General features: G+C 49.7%; 15 protein-coding genes. 4 read left to right on the forward strand and 11 right to left on the reverse strand.

Annotation, left to right across the window (positions count from 1 at the left end):
- Window positions 1-22 precede the first annotated feature (22 nt).
- The 6 genes from ACFOET_RS17345 to ACFOET_RS17370 all read right to left on the reverse strand — a co-directional run bounded on the left by ACFOET_RS17345 (window position 23) and on the right by ACFOET_RS17370 (window position 6,538).
- On the reverse strand, window positions 23-559 hold the full coding sequence (locus ACFOET_RS17345; protein ID WP_379024977.1) for an OmpH family outer membrane protein: 537 nt from the start codon (window positions 557-559) through the stop codon (window positions 23-25).
- A gap of 71 nt (window positions 560-630) precedes the next feature.
- Window positions 631-3,195 carry an outer membrane protein assembly factor BamA gene (gene bamA / locus ACFOET_RS17350; protein WP_379024979.1) on the reverse strand — a complete coding sequence of 855 codons (2,565 nt, stop codon included), beginning with the start codon at window positions 3,193-3,195 and terminating at the stop codon, window positions 631-633.
- A gap of 112 nt (window positions 3,196-3,307) precedes the next feature.
- Window positions 3,308-4,051 (reverse strand): isoprenyl transferase, encoded by a 744-nt coding sequence (locus tag ACFOET_RS17355; protein ID WP_379024981.1) that lies wholly within the window; start codon window positions 4,049-4,051, stop codon window positions 3,308-3,310.
- A 77-nt stretch (window positions 4,052-4,128) separates the two neighbouring features.
- The gene (gene porG, locus ACFOET_RS17360; RefSeq protein WP_379024983.1) at window positions 4,129-4,929 is read right to left on the reverse strand and encodes a type IX secretion system protein PorG; all 801 of its coding nucleotides are present in this window, start codon (window positions 4,927-4,929) and stop codon (window positions 4,129-4,131) included.
- Window positions 4,930-4,987: 58 nt separating this feature from the next.
- A complete protein-coding gene (locus ACFOET_RS17365) occupies window positions 4,988-5,875 on the reverse strand; it encodes an NAD kinase (RefSeq protein ID WP_379024985.1) in 888 nt (295 codons plus the stop codon).
- Complete coding sequence (locus tag ACFOET_RS17370) at window positions 5,876-6,538, reverse strand: CBS domain-containing protein (RefSeq protein ID WP_379024987.1); 663 nt, start codon at window positions 6,536-6,538, stop codon at window positions 5,876-5,878.
- Window positions 6,539-6,794: 256 nt separating this feature from the next.
- Here ACFOET_RS17370 and ACFOET_RS17375 point away from each other — a divergent pair, with 256 nt between their 5' ends.
- Window positions 6,795-7,619, forward strand: a complete 825-nt coding sequence (locus tag ACFOET_RS17375; protein WP_379024989.1) for a 1-acyl-sn-glycerol-3-phosphate acyltransferase — start codon at window positions 6,795-6,797, stop codon at window positions 7,617-7,619.
- Between the two features lie 4 nt (window positions 7,620-7,623).
- Window positions 7,624-8,580 carry a GNAT family N-acetyltransferase gene (locus ACFOET_RS17380; RefSeq protein ID WP_379024991.1) on the forward strand — a complete coding sequence of 319 codons (957 nt, stop codon included), beginning with the start codon at window positions 7,624-7,626 and terminating at the stop codon, window positions 8,578-8,580.
- Between the two features lie 15 nt (window positions 8,581-8,595).
- Here ACFOET_RS17380 and ACFOET_RS17385 read toward each other — a convergent pair whose 3' ends face one another.
- On the reverse strand, window positions 8,596-9,051 hold the full coding sequence (locus ACFOET_RS17385; RefSeq protein ID WP_379024993.1) for a GatB/YqeY domain-containing protein: 456 nt from the start codon (window positions 9,049-9,051) through the stop codon (window positions 8,596-8,598).
- Between the two features lie 118 nt (window positions 9,052-9,169).
- Between ACFOET_RS17385 and ACFOET_RS17390 the strand changes: the two genes are divergently transcribed.
- Complete coding sequence (locus ACFOET_RS17390) at window positions 9,170-9,388, forward strand: hypothetical protein (RefSeq protein WP_379024995.1); 219 nt, start codon at window positions 9,170-9,172, stop codon at window positions 9,386-9,388.
- Window positions 9,389-9,453: 65 nt separating this feature from the next.
- Here the strand turns inward: ACFOET_RS17390 and ACFOET_RS17395 are convergent, their stop codons facing one another.
- The 4 genes from ACFOET_RS17395 to ACFOET_RS17410 all read right to left on the reverse strand — a co-directional run bounded on the left by ACFOET_RS17395 (window position 9,454) and on the right by ACFOET_RS17410 (window position 12,828).
- Window positions 9,454-9,882, reverse strand: coding sequence for a CBS domain-containing protein (locus tag ACFOET_RS17395; protein WP_379024997.1), 429 nt, complete (start codon window positions 9,880-9,882; stop codon window positions 9,454-9,456).
- A 154-nt stretch (window positions 9,883-10,036) separates the two neighbouring features.
- Window positions 10,037-10,462 carry a hypothetical protein gene (locus ACFOET_RS17400; RefSeq protein ID WP_379024999.1) on the reverse strand — a complete coding sequence of 142 codons (426 nt, stop codon included), beginning with the start codon at window positions 10,460-10,462 and terminating at the stop codon, window positions 10,037-10,039.
- A 53-nt stretch (window positions 10,463-10,515) separates the two neighbouring features.
- Window positions 10,516-12,147, reverse strand: a complete 1,632-nt coding sequence (locus tag ACFOET_RS17405; RefSeq protein WP_379025001.1) for a M28 family metallopeptidase — start codon at window positions 12,145-12,147, stop codon at window positions 10,516-10,518.
- Window positions 12,148-12,162: 15 nt separating this feature from the next.
- Window positions 12,163-12,828, reverse strand: a complete 666-nt coding sequence (locus ACFOET_RS17410) for a sprT domain-containing protein (protein ID WP_379025003.1) — start codon at window positions 12,826-12,828, stop codon at window positions 12,163-12,165.
- 76 nt (window positions 12,829-12,904) lie between these two features.
- Between ACFOET_RS17410 and porD the strand changes: the two genes are divergently transcribed.
- Window positions 12,905-13,825, forward strand: a complete 921-nt coding sequence (porD, locus tag ACFOET_RS17415; protein WP_379025005.1) for a type IX secretion system protein PorD — start codon at window positions 12,905-12,907, stop codon at window positions 13,823-13,825.
- Window positions 13,826-13,834 lie beyond the last annotated feature (9 nt).

Below are 13,834 nucleotides of genomic sequence, written 5' to 3' on the forward strand. Positions count from 1 at the left end.
GTGCGCAATAATACGAAACGGATTACTTATCCGCAAGTGACGGATCGGGTTTATAGCCCAGCCGGGTGATGACATCGTTGCTTTTGTCCAGCTTCGGGTTGGCGTAAAGGAAAGTGACCTCACTGCCTTTATCTAACACGATATCCAGGCTTTGATCCGTAGCGATGGTCTGAATGGCCTGTGCCACCCGGTCCTGTATAGGCTTTACAAGCTTCAGGCGCTCTTGGAACAGGTCGCCCTCGAAGCCGAATTTCTGCCGTTGGAATTCTCGTGCTTCACGCTCTTTCAGTACGATCTCATCTTCACGTTTCCGGCGCATCTCTTCACTGAGCAACACGTGGTCTTCTTGGTACTTCTGATAAAGCTTTTCAATTTCGGCAAACCGATTGTCTACTTCCTCCTGCCATTGGACTGAAAGGGCATCCATTTGTTTTTGCGCCGCTAGGTACTCAGGGATATGGTTCAGTATATATTCAGTATCTACATAGGCAAACCGCTGTGCGAAAGCCGCAGATGAAGCCACGATGGACAATACGACAATTCCTATTATTTTTTTCATACGCTTATTTTATGACGTTGTTGTTGGAACATAGCTACAAAAGTAATTCCATTTTTTTTATATCGTGTATATTAGTTGAACCCACCCATCTGTTGCATGATGCTGAAGGTGAAATTCTGACGCCATTGGGTACCTCGCATATTTGGAGGTAGCGGTATCGGGTCGAATGCATGGCCGTAATCGATGCCGAGCAATCCGAAGATCGGGAGGAATATCCGTGCGCCGACACCCACAGATCGGCGTACTTTGAAGGGATTGAAGTCCCGGAAGTTGTTCCACGTATTGCCGCCCTCGGCGAAAGCGAGCACGAATACGGTGGCTTGTTCATTGAGCATCACCGGATGCCGCAGTTCCAATTGGTATTTGTTATAAATAGGACTTCCCGAATTGCGCGCAACATTTACATCTGCGCCATCCGGAATGACCATGCCGTTGGCATAGCCGCGCATAGCAATAATTTCCGAGCCCTGCAAGAAATCGAAGCCCATCATGCCATCACCGCCGAGCTTAAACCGCTCGAACGCCGACTGGCCCGTTACGCTGCTGTAGGAGCCCAAGAAACCGAATTGGGCTTGAGCTTTAAGCACCAATTTACCGCTGATACGCGTGAACCACTGGGAGTCGAACTTCCATTTGTGATATTCCGTCCACCGGTACCGTTCCTGATCGGGAGCGGTAGGGTAATTTATGCTATTGAACAGTGAATAGGGCGGCGTCACCTGTACGGAGAATCGCAAATGCGAGCCCGATGTCGGATATATTGGCGCATCCACCGAGTTGCGGCTGATTTCCTGCGTCAGGTTGATGTTGTACGACGTTCCGTTTTCAAACAGGAACCCAGGATAGTTCTGCAATTTGTACTGCTGGGCGCCGAGGGAATAATTTAGCTGAAAATAGTTGTCTGGCCACTGTAGGCGCTTACCGATGCTAACAGTTACGCCGTTCATCCATATCCGGTTCAGCTCGCGGTCTCCCACTACCTGCCGTCCGGTCCAGGGGTCGAACCCGCCGAAAGAGGAGGACGATGTAAATGCACTTATGCCGAAGTAGATCGGCTTCTTTCCGCCAAGCCAGGGCTCGGAGAACGAGAAGCTATACGATTGATAGCGCTTGCCGCTGGTTTGGCCCCGGACGCTCAAGCGTTGACCGTCACCCCTTGGAAGGGGTTTCCAGGCGCTTTTGTCAAAGAGATTGCGCGTGGAAAAATTGTTGAACGAGAGTCCCAGCGTACCGATAACCTGCCCTGCACCGAAGCCGCCGGAAAGCTCCACCTGGTCGGATGGTTTTTCCACAACGGAGTATTCGATGTCAACTGTTCCCTCCGAATGGTTTAGGTTCGTGGGGACAGGGTTGGTTTTCTGCTCGTCGAAATTGCCCAGTTGGGAGATTTCGCGGACGCTCCGCATCAGTAATTCTTTTGAAAACTTCTGGCCGGGCTTGGTGTAGATGGATCGGAGCAATACGCGGTCATTGGTCACGTCATTACCTTTCAGGATGATGTTGTTGACGGTGAACTGGGCGCCTTCATAAATGCGGAGGTCCAGATCTATCGTGTCGTTATAAATCTTGGTTTGCACGGGATCGACTGTAAACGTAAGATACCCGTCGTTAAGGTAGAGCGAAGAGATGTCGTCACCGCTTCGCGTTGGACCCATCAATTTGGTCATCAGTTTTTCCTCACTGAACACTTCGCCCTTTTCTATGCCGAGGATGACGTTCAGTATGGAGTCTGAATATTTTGCGTTTCCTTGCCAGGCGATGTTGCCAAAGTAGTACTGTGGACCTTCATAAAGGTCGATATCGATGATAACGTTGCGGTCGTTGTGTTTATAAAACGTATCCCTAATGATTTCCGCATCGCGGTAACCCCGTGCATGCATTTTTGAAATGAGGTTTTCCTTGGCCTCTTTATACTTCTCTTCCTTGAATTTGCCCGGGCCGGTAATCCGCCACCACGTACGCTGGCGCACGCCCTTGAAAAATTTGCGGAGTTGGCTCTGCGTAAAATTTTCGTTGCCGGTAAAATTGATGCGGTGTGCGCGCACCTTGCTATTTCGATCGACATTGACCACCAGGATCTGGTTGTTTGCCTGGGTGGAATCTTTTACCGGTGCCATGGTGATCTCGGGGTAAAGGTACCCTTTTTCGCTCAAGTGCCTGGTGATGGTATTCCTGGTAGTATTCATCAGGTTTTGGTTGACGATCTTGCCCGTATTCTCGTTGAGCTTCTTGCGTATCTCTTCGGTCTGGCTCTTGTTCAGGCCCTCAATGTCGATGCGGGTAAGGCGAGGACGCTCCACCACGTGGATGTTGAAAAAAATTGAATCGCCTTTTATGGCATCAGCATAAAGTTCTACTTCGTCAAACAAGCCTTGTGCCATCAGGTTCTTTACCACGTTGGAGGTTGCATCACTCGGTACTTCGATTCGCGAGCCAACCACCAATTTGGATATGGTGATGAGCACATCGTTGTCGAGGTATTCGGTGCCGCTCACTGAGACCCCGCCGATAATGTAGTTTTGGGGGTTAAGGTAGCTGAACTCGTCTGAATCGCTCAGTGGAATCCCCCGTTGCTGGGCAACAGTGACCTGCGCTGTCAATGTGGTAACAAGTATAAAAAAGAGTATTCGCTTCATTTATCTAATTTATCGCCGCTAAAGTACGTCAAACGTTTGTTAATTTTTGTTAAAAGGGAATTTTTTGAAATCGAACTCCAGCATGCGGCGTCCAATGGCTATCGTTCGCGGGTTATCTCATCAATTGTTCACTCGTTAGTCCGAAGCGGCGCTCGCGTTTCTGGTAGTCTACAAGTGCTGCGAATAAATCGCCCCTTCTGAATGCCGGCCACATCTTGTCGGTAAAGCAAAGCTCGGCATAGGCCAATTGCCATAGCAGGTAGTTGCTGATGCGCTGTTCACCGCTGGTACGGATCAACAGTTCGGGGTCCGGCATATTGCCAGTGGTAAGGTGCCGAGCAAAAAGCTCTTCATCGATCTGTTGAGGATCAAGCTGGCCTGACCGGGCCTTTTCGGCCAATTGCCGTACGGCTTCGGTTATTTCCCACCGGGCACTGTAACTCAACGCAAGGGTCAGCGTGCAGTTGGTGTTGTTGGCCGTCCGGTCCATGGCTTCATGCAGGCGCTTGTAACACTTATTGGGCAATTGACTCAGGTTTCCAATGGCGTTTAGTTTTACCCCATTGTCCATCAGCGTCTTGGTTTCTTTATTGATGGTGTTGACCAGCAGCTCCATCAGGGCGGATACTTCGAACTTGGGCCGGTTCCAGTTTTCCGTGGAAAATGCATAGAGCGTGAGGTACTTGATGCCTATTTCCACTGCGCCTTCTACCGTATCCCGTACGGCAACTACGCCATTTTGGTGGCCAAACACACGCAACTTGCCCTGTTCCTTTGCCCAGCGTCCGTTGCCGTCCATGATGATGGCAACGTGTTGGGGCAGTTGCGTTTTGTCTATTGTCTCCTTGATATCCATCCGCTAATTTGGCGCAAAGTTACTATTTTTTTTTAGTCGGCAGTAAGAAGTCGGCAGCCAGGCAGTTGAAATCTGAATTATTGCCACTCGGGACATCCCCCTTTAAATATCGTGTAAGAGAAGGTGAGTCCGACGGTCATGTAGGAGTCGTAGGGGCGTCCATCGCCGCGTTGTGAGCCTGGAACGGCAGTTTGCGAATTTCGGTACGTCAGGTATTCCCATTCATTTGCGCTGATTGGCAAGTCGGTAGGTTGACCCAGGGGGTAGTTGCCGCGGGCATCATCGAGATAATCTGTCAATGCCAGGCGGTATCCCAGCTCGACACCTACCGACCATGGTCCGCGCAAGTTGTACCTGAAGCCGGCACCGAAGGGGATGGCGATCGCGTAGCGGGAATAGGGAGTCGGGTTGTCCGTAGGGTGGTATTCGGTCTGCGCATCCCGGAGGTTTATCTTGCGGGGTGTTTCACCCGTTGCATAAGGCAAATACCATTGGGGATTAAATGAAATGCCGCCTACACCAGCAAAGAGATATGGCGTGTACACGATTCTCCCGCGCTGTGGCAGCCATTTAAAGAAGTTGAAATCCACAAGGAGTGAGCCTTCCTTGATCGATCCGAAAAAACCAAGGTTACGATCACGGCGTTGCGCAACCCGGGAATAGCCATCGTATGCAAATGTATTGGCATATGCGAAGTTTGCGCGGATACCCCATGTCGGGTTGAGGTTATATTTCGCCGAAATGCCTGCCGCCCAATCATTGAATGCCAGCGGATTCTCGGGGTTAAGATCGCCCATATATCCTGAAAAGCCGCCCTGCACACCAAACTCCCATTCCTGTGCCTGGCACAATGTACAAGCGCAAATCAGCCATGTCATTGACAGCCGGCGGAGCATTCTATGTAAAATTCGATTCAAACGTTGGTAAAGATAGGTTTTAATAATTCCGTGCGTCTAGCCCCCATAGCAGCTTATTGCGCAGGTTGGAAAAATAACTATACTTTTTAAGCCGGATAAGATTTACCTGATAATGGGCGCGGCTGATATTAAGCCGGATATCGGTAGATAAAGCAGTTGTTTTTGAGTCACATGAGAGAAGGAATTTTCCGCTCCGGCTTTCGATTTCCAGATCCAGTTCCATATCATCAGAAACGACGACAGGCCTGACGTTTAGATTGTGCGGAGATATGGGGGTGATGACAAAGTTCCCGCTTCCGGGTATGATGATAGGGCCACCGCAGCTCAGTGAGTAGGCTGTGGAGCCCGTCGGGGTAGCGACAATGATGCCGTCTGCCCAGTACGAATTCAACAGTTCGCCGTTTAGGTAAGCACTGACCGTGATCATTGCCGAGCTGTCGGACTTGAAAAGCGTGATGTCATTGAGTGCGAAATGGTTACCTTCAAATAGCGTTGTCTCTTCGGACTGTACGGATAGCAACGTACGTTTCTGAATGTTGTATTCCTCAAGGAGAATAGCGGTTAACGAAGTTTCGATGTCGTTTTTGCTGATGTCGGCTAGAAAGCCCAGTCTACCGAAATTGATTCCCGCAACCGGGATGCCCGAATCGCCCACAATGGAAACCGCAGCGAGCATCGTGCCGTCGCCCCCTAAACTCAGCATGAAACCGATGTCATCTGGCAGTTGCCGGCGGGTAGCAAAGGTGTGTAGGCGTTGCGGAAAATTGACCTGTTGTCCGAGGAACCGATAGAACTCCTCATATATCCACAATGTCGTGTTTCTGGTAGCCAGCAAATCGAAAAGTTGCTGTACATAAGGTATGACTGATGGTTGGAATTCCCGTCCGTAGACCGCTATCTTCATCATTTACATATTGATATAGTTCATGAGCTGTTCAAAGCGGTCGCGGGAGTTGTCGCGGTTGTTTCCTTCGTTGTAGGTTGCTTTTACCACGTAGTCATGCCGGAAGAACGCCGCAACGATGGATGAAACATCCGATTTGTTAACCTTGATGGTGACTTCGAGCCGGGCGGAATCCGGATACGCCGTTACGTAAGAGTTCAGGATCTGCGCATTGTCGGATTCGACGATATGCGCAATATGGGATAGCGCGTTGTCACGGTTTCCCATTTCAAGCACGATGATGCCCCCCGGTTGGTGCAGAGACATGGATTGGCTCAGCGCGGTGATCAGATCAAGCGGCGTTACCGCGCCTATGTACTGGTGCTGATCGTTCAGCACCGGCAGGAGGTCCAGCTGATGAATCTGAAAGAAAAGCGTAGCATCGTACAGGTGCTGGGTATCGAAAATATGGATCTGGAGGTACGGGGCATCGGCGTCTTGGATATGTTCCTGCACATTGGGGATGCTGGCCAATGCCTCATAGGACACGAGCCCGAAGAAAAGGTCGTCTTTAACCACGGGCAATTGGGCCAATTGCAAATCGGCCATTTTGTCCAACGTATCTCGTATGCTAGCCGAAGGGCTTACTGCATATTCGTGCTCGGCTATTACTTGACCTATGTTCATCTTGTTTACCCTCCTTATTCATTAAACGAACAAAACCAGTAATCGTTTAATCTAAGTGCGCTTGCCTGCCAAAATTACTCGGTTTTGCTGACATCAACGACTATTTTACGTTTTTTTTTCGGCAACTGATCGGTTTTGATGGGTAATTAAACAAAGGAATGACAATACCGGAACTTTTGTTACTTTTGGCTGCTGATCGCCCGACGGTTCAACTGAACTTTTTTAAAGGCTATGTAACGAGCACCTGAAAGCTATTTTGGAAAAGAAAAGTAAATATATCATTATCAAAGAAGTCATCCGGAAAAAGAACCCCCGGTTGCTACAATGGATGCCCCGTTTTATTCTTCGTTATATTGAACGGGTAGTGCATGAAGACGACATTAACCGTGTAATGGCAAATATCGGGCATTTACACGGATTAGACTTTGTGGATGGTTTGATCGGAGAATTGGGCGTGATGGTCGAGCTCCGCGGGGCAGAAAACATCCCGGCAGCAGGCGGGGTGGTCTTTGCTTCGAACCACCCGCTGGGTGGATTGGACGGCATCGCCTTTATGCACGCTCTTGGTAAATACAGGCAGGATATCAAGTTTCTGGTAAACGACATTCTGCTGAACATAAAAAACCTGGAGCCGCTTTTCATCGGGGTAAATAAGCATGGGGCGCAGGGCAGGAAGGGAATTGAGCAGATCGAAGAGGCCTACGCACGTGACCAAGCGTTGCTGGTTTTTCCGGCCGGCTTGGTGTCACGCAAGCGGAACGGGAAAATCGAAGACCTGGAGTGGAAAAAAAGTTTTGTCAGTAAGGCAAAGAAATACCAAAGAGACATCGTGCCGGTGTACATTGATGGAAGAAATTCCAGTTTTTTTTATAATTTCGCCCGTTTCAGGGAACTCCTTGGTGTTAAGGCCAACATCGAAATGTTTTACCTCGCAGAAGAAATGTTTGCGCAGAAAAACAAAAAGGTCACCATATGTATAGGAAAACCGATTTCTTATACATATTTTGACAGTTCCAAAAGCGAGAAAGACTGGGCTGAGGATATAAAACGTATCGTTTACGGATTAGCTCCTGAAAACTAACTATATGCAAGAAATAATAGCACCTGTTGACCGGGATTTCATAAAAAAGGAGCTCACCGAGGAGGCGTTTGTCCGCTATACCAATAACGGAAACAATGAGATTTACTTGGTAAATCACCGAAAAGCACCTCACACCGTTAGGGAGATCGGAAGATTGAGGGAACTTACTTTTCGGGCAGCAGGAGGCGGAACAGGGTTGGCACTGGATTTGGATGACAATGACACGGGCGAGGATGCGTATGACCAGTTGATCGCATGGAACCCTGAAGATGAGGAAATCATTGCCGGATACCGGCTAATCAAATGCAGAGACGTCGGAGTCAACAGTCGCGGCGAAATTAACTTATCGACGGCTCATTATTTTCATTTCTCCCCGAAATTCATTGCGGAATACCTGCCACATACCATTGAGCTGGGGCGTTCCTTCGTACAGCCCAAATACCAACCTGGTAAGGACAACCGCAAAGGGTTGTTTTCGCTGGATAACTTGTGGGATGGGCTGGGGGCGGTAGTGAAGCTTAATCCGCAGGTTAAATACCTGTTTGGTAAGGTGACCATGTACCCGCACTACAACCGGGAAGCCCGTGACATGTTGATTTACTTCATGCACCATTATTTTCCCGATAACGAGCGGCTGGTTTGGCCCATTAAGCCGTTAAATTATTTCGGCGACGCCGATCCGTTCCGCGACCTGTTTTCGGGGCTGGAATACAAGGAGGGGTATAAGATACTCAATGCACGGGTAAGGGCGTTGGGTGAGAATATACCCCCGTTGATCAACACCTATATGAACCTTTCTTCTACGATGAAGACGTTCGGAACCGCAGTCAACGATGAGTTCGGCACAGTAGAAGAAACCGGGATCATGATAACCATCGATGATATCTTCGAAAGCAAAAAAGAACGCCATATCTCCACGTATGACAGGGATAAGGAAATAGGGAGCCGAAGGGCGGTTTAAAGCGGGACGGGGTTTCTACCCGCCGGTCAACAACGTCTTAGCAATCTCCGATATCGTCTTGCCATCAGCTTTGCCGGCAAGCCGTTTGTTAGCCAGTCCCATCACCTTGCCCATATCTTTGGGGCCTGTAGCGCCTGTTTCAGCGATAAGCTGCCTGACATTTGCTTCGATTTCCTCGCGGGAAAGCTGCTTCGGCAGGAACCGCTCGATGACCGCGAGCTCTTCCATTTCGATTTGATAAAGATCTTCCCGGTTTTGCTGCTGGTAGATTTCTGCAGACTCCCGGCGCTGTTTCGCCAGTTTTTGAAGGACGCTGATCTCGGTCTGTTCCGAAAGTTCTTCAGCGGGCCCCTTTTCCGTCTTGGCAAGTAAAATTGCTGCCTTGATTGCTCGTAAGCCGCGAAGCGTCGCATTGTCCTTGGCCAGCATTGCCGCTTTGATGTCTTGATCTATCTTATCTTGTAACGCCATGATGAGTGATGTTGTGGAGCGCCAAAGATACCAATAATCACGAGAAATCGTAATTGTTGGCTTTATGTCAATGAAGCTGCGGATTTTTTTGTATTTTTGGCGGCAAACAGGTATTTACATGGCAACGACATTAGAGAAGACTCCACCAAGGAGGACCGATAACGAGGCAAACCAGACGAGGCACTACGTCACCTTGGCCATCGCAGTAGCTTTCGGGCTTGCAGGCACATTTTTCCGGTTTGTTCAGGATTCATTTTTGGTTTCAACCATTTCGAACATACTACTGGCCGTCGGTTGGTTCATCGCTTTTCGCGTGGTTTTTCGAATCATGAAATAGAAGCGCTAACCCACCGCAGGGATAAAACGTTGGCCTGGCTTTGATGAAGCCGGGCTTTCTGTTTTTTAGCTATTTATGTAGTTTTCCAGTTCGCTTATTGTCCGCTGCTGGTCTTCGATGATGAATTTGACCAGATCACCAATGGAAAGCATGCCAACCACACGGTCATTTTCCATCACAGGCAAATGCCTGAAGTGGTTGTCGGTCATCAGCTGCATGCAGTGGTCTATGGATTCTTGCGGCGTAATGGTATGCGGGTTCCTTGTCATGACTTCATGCATCGGCGTATCCTTAGAGGATCTTCCCTGCAGGATGATCTTGCGGGCATAATCACGTTCCGTAAAAATACCTCGTAGGCTTTCGTTTTCTATCACCAGCAAAGCGCTGATGTTTTTTTCCATCATAATTTTCAGGGCTTCCAATACGGAGACATCCGCCGTTATCGAATAGACAACGGCTGGTTTGTTGTTGAGGATGTGCTTAACGGTTTTCATAATCGCTGCTTAGTTTATAATCGTCAGAGCTCCAAAATTAACCCTTGGATGGGGATAAATGTGCAGAGGGCAACTAAAGGTACAATCGGGTATGCGCAAATACACGATAAAGATAATGATCTTCCGCGAAAAACCGAGCAGGTGTGGAAAACTGTTAGGCCGTCGGCCAAGCATGCCACGGGATGCGGGAGAGGATCAGCACCAGCCCGATCAGGTAACATACCAAAACGGTCGCATTCTGCTTTTTGGGCTCGGCCAGTCGTTTTGCCTTGGAATAGCCGACAGTAATCAGTACGACGGCAATCAGCATGATCAGCGGGTGCTCAAGGAAGTATAGCCGTGCCGTACTGATTTTCATGGCCTCGCCCGAAGCACCCTTGATGCCCAGTGGAGATATGAAATAAAGGACCAATCCGACGACAAATTGCACATGTGCGCATATAAGTCCTAAAAGTGCCATCTTGCGGTTATAACCCTTGTTTCGCAGGTAAGCAAAAAGCACGAAGAGAATTGAGATAAGCAGCCCCGCCAATAATACATAAGCCAGTGTGGAATGTAGGTGTCTAAATCCGGTGTACATGTTGTTGTTGTTTAATGTTATAAGTCGTAAATCAATAATTTCAAGTCTGCAGATCAAAGTCGCTGTTCCCCGATCTTTTTAAATTCCGAGCCTGCCTTCCAGCGGGGGAAGGTCCTTTCCCGGCTGAGCGTGTATCCGACGTCAAAAATGAGGTTGATATCAGCCATCATGCCGCTGACATCCCACGTTTCATCGTATTCGTCGGTGACCTGATGGTAGCGTTTGGTAAAGGCATCGCGCAGCTCGGCTACCGTGCTGCTGTCTTTCCCGATGACGTCCCGGCCGCTGCCCGTGTACAGCGCAGGCACGCCGACTTTGGCAAAATTGAAGTGGTCGGAGCGGAAAAAACTTCCGGCTGAAGGTGTGCCGCCCGGAACCACCCGTCGTCCCTGGCGGTCCGCTGCGCGGATAAGGTAATCGTCCATTTCAGAATGCCCCAGCCCGATGACCGAAATGTCGTTGGTCCTTCCGATAGGGCTCAATGCATCGATATTGATGTTTGCTACGGTTTTGTTAAGTGGATACACCGGATTGTTGGCGTAATAGGCTGAACCCAGCAGGCCCTGTTCTTCGGCTGTCACCGCAAGAAACAAAATGGAGCGGTCGGGAGGTGTTTCGGCCGACTTAAAAGCCTTGGCAAGCTCAAAAAGCGCGGCTATGCCGCTGGCATTGTCAATGGCGCCGTTGTAAATGGAGTCGCCGTCTACCGGCTCGCCGATGCCGAGGTGATCCCAGTGGGCGGTATAAATCAGGTATTCATCGGGGTACTTGTTGCCGGGTATTTTTGCAAGCACGTTATTGGATGACGATTTCCGGAAGTTATTTTCAAGGCCGACACTAACACTGACACCCAGGTCGACGGGCTTAAACCCCGTCTTTTTGGCGCTGGCAATCAGATCACCGGCACCGCCCGCCAGTTCAAACAGCCTGCCGGCCGCCTCTGCCGTAAGCCAGCCTTCAATGGCCGCCCGTGAGGCTCCGTTCTCCTGCGTTTCGAGATTTAACTGCGGACCGCTCCAGCCGCTACGAACCACATCCCATCCATAACTGGCCGCATCGGTATCATGGATGATCAGCACGCCGGTGGCTCCCTGCCGGGCAGCTTCTTCGAACTTATAGGTCCAGCGGCCGTAGTAGGTCATGGTGTCGCCCTTGAAAAGCGACTTGTCATAAAACCCGGGGTCATTCACCAGCACGATGACTGTCTTCCCCTTGGCATCCAGCCCTGCGTAGTCATCCCATTGGTATTCCGGCGCCACAATGCCGAATCCGGCAAACACCACCTCGGATTCGGAAACGCTGATCCGCTCGTCCAGCCGCCGGCTTCCGATGACAAAATCATCGAGATGATCCAGATGGAACTGGCTGCCGCTACGGCTGAACGTCAGGGGTGCAGTGGGGGTCGAGGTAATTTCCACCATGGGGACCTCTTGAAAATAACTGTCGCCGCTGCCCGGGGCCAGCCCGATTTTCTGAAACGCTTCCGCGATGTAGCTTACCGTAAGCGTGTCTCCCCGGGTAAACGGCTTGCGGCCGAGAAACTCGTCGGAAGACAGCTTCTTTACATGCTGAATAAAGCTTTGGGAGTCGATGGCAGCTGAAGGAGCATCGGAGACACCGCTATTCCGGTTGCCGCATGACCAAGTCAAAGCAGCAAAGGCGATAATGGAGATGAATTTGTTCATAAGGATGAAATGTTGCTAAAGTACGGAATAATTATCAAATCCAGACAAAAGTACCTCCGCTACCGGGCTGAACAGGTATACCCGCTGTGTTTTTACCTCAATGCAACGATATCGTTTTCTGATTTTCTCTTTTTTCTGGAAGACCCGTCCGTTTTTGAGCGAAAAGACCGCGTCCGCTGGCAGCTGCTCTACCGTATGAAGAAGGCCCGATTTGTCATATCGCTTTAGCGCCCTGAACAGCTGGAGATCCGAACAACTGGATGCGGCCGGGTTGTCCATATATGCGGTGATGGCCACGTTAAGCTCATCGGGGAAGATACCGGATTGCATGAAGGGCAGCATGAGCTGCTTGAAATTGGCTTTCCATTCTGATCCGTGCGGTTTTACCCTGTTTTTATGTTCGTTCCATGTTTTGAGGTGGGCAAATTCATGCACCGTGGTGATAAGGAATGCATACGGGTTAAGGTTGTTATTCACCGAGATGCGATGTCCTTGCCCATTGTACGGTGGACGGTAGTCGCCAAATTTCGAACTGCGGCTTTTGCTGATGCGGAAAAGGCAGTTGCTGTCATTGATCCATCGCGAAATGACGTGAGCTGCCTGTACCGGCATGTACTTGCTTAACTGTGCGCTATAGTCATACATGGTGTGCAAACTTAACACATTGGGCGTAGTATTCATAATCTCACCGGTGTTGTAAATATTTAAACGAGGGATTGCATTAAGCAATTTTCATTCATAATCTATATCTTTGGGCATGATTCGAAGATGGGGTGTCATTTTGTTTAGCGGTTTTCTGTTTTTCTCGCCGCTGTGGTTTTTGACGGTGCAGGCGCAGGACTTGAATGCGCGGGTACAGATCCTGTCGCCCCAGGTTCAAAATACCAATAAACGGCCACTTGAAGTGTTGCAGAAAGCGATTTCCGATTTCCTCAACAACCGTACATGGAGCACTAACCAGGTGCAGCCGCAGGAACGCATCGATTGCAGTTTCGTGATTACGATCAACGCTTGGGATGGCTCATCCAATTTCACGGCGCAGGCCCAGATCGTATCGACAAGACCTGTTTTTAGTACATCTTATAACAGCCCGGTATTGAGTATCTCGGACAATAATTTCAATTTCAGCTACACCGAAGGGCAGTTGATGGATTATTCAGACCAGCAGTACATGAATAACCTCACATCCCTTCTGGCCTATTATGCTTATATCATTGTAGGGCTGGACGCGGATACATTTGAGCCTAACGGCGGGACGCCGTTTTATACCGCTGCTCAGCATGTCGTAAACAATGCCCAGAACACGGGATTCCCGGGCTGGCGTTCGATGGAAGGGACAAACAACCGCTTTTGGCTGGTCAACAACCTGCTCGACCGCCGGTATCAGCCGATCCGCGATTTCCTGTACAGCTTTTACCTGAATGGACTGGACACCATGTCGGACAATGCGCAGCAGGCGCGGAAATCCATCCTCGATCTGCTGCCAACGTTGCAAAAAGTGGACCGACTGGCCCAGGGCGCAGTATTCAACCAAGTGTTTTTCTCCGCAAAGTCAGACGAGCTTGTTGGCATTTTCAGTGGGATGGGGCCGCAGGAAAGGGTGCAGGCCTATAACATCCTCGCGGAGGTAGACCCGGCTAATGCGAATAAATATGAAAGTTTACGTAATAGCAGGTAGAACTTAAAA

Source organism: Parapedobacter deserti, from assembly GCF_042646065.1.
Taxonomy (GTDB): domain Bacteria; phylum Bacteroidota; class Bacteroidia; order Sphingobacteriales; family Sphingobacteriaceae; genus Parapedobacter; species Parapedobacter deserti.

Coding starts and splice junctions, on each gene's coding strand:
- ACFOET_RS17345 (WP_379024977.1), bottom strand. CDS start 559: ATGAAAAAAATAATAGGAATTGTCGTATTGTCCATCGTGGCTTCATCT.
- bamA (WP_379024979.1), bottom strand. CDS start 3,195: ATGAAGCGAATACTCTTTTTTATACTTGTTACCACATTGACAGCGCAG.
- ACFOET_RS17355 (WP_379024981.1), bottom strand. CDS start 4,051: ATGGATATCAAGGAGACAATAGACAAAACGCAACTGCCCCAACACGTT.
- porG (WP_379024983.1), bottom strand. CDS start 4,929: ATGACATGGCTGATTTGCGCTTGTACATTGTGCCAGGCACAGGAATGG.
- ACFOET_RS17365 (WP_379024985.1), bottom strand. CDS start 5,875: ATGATGAAGATAGCGGTCTACGGACGGGAATTCCAACCATCAGTCATA.
- ACFOET_RS17370 (WP_379024987.1), bottom strand. CDS start 6,538: ATGAACATAGGTCAAGTAATAGCCGAGCACGAATATGCAGTAAGCCCT.
- ACFOET_RS17380 (WP_379024991.1), top strand. CDS start 7,624: ATGCAAGAAATAATAGCACCTGTTGACCGGGATTTCATAAAAAAGGAG.
- ACFOET_RS17385 (WP_379024993.1), bottom strand. CDS start 9,051: ATGGCGTTACAAGATAAGATAGATCAAGACATCAAAGCGGCAATGCTG.
- ACFOET_RS17390 (WP_379024995.1), top strand. CDS start 9,170: ATGGCAACGACATTAGAGAAGACTCCACCAAGGAGGACCGATAACGAG.
- ACFOET_RS17395 (WP_379024997.1), bottom strand. CDS start 9,882: ATGAAAACCGTTAAGCACATCCTCAACAACAAACCAGCCGTTGTCTAT.
- ACFOET_RS17400 (WP_379024999.1), bottom strand. CDS start 10,462: ATGTACACCGGATTTAGACACCTACATTCCACACTGGCTTATGTATTA.
- ACFOET_RS17405 (WP_379025001.1), bottom strand. CDS start 12,147: ATGAACAAATTCATCTCCATTATCGCCTTTGCTGCTTTGACTTGGTCA.
- ACFOET_RS17410 (WP_379025003.1), bottom strand. CDS start 12,828: ATGAATACTACGCCCAATGTGTTAAGTTTGCACACCATGTATGACTAT.
- porD (WP_379025005.1), top strand. CDS start 12,905: ATGATTCGAAGATGGGGTGTCATTTTGTTTAGCGGTTTTCTGTTTTTC.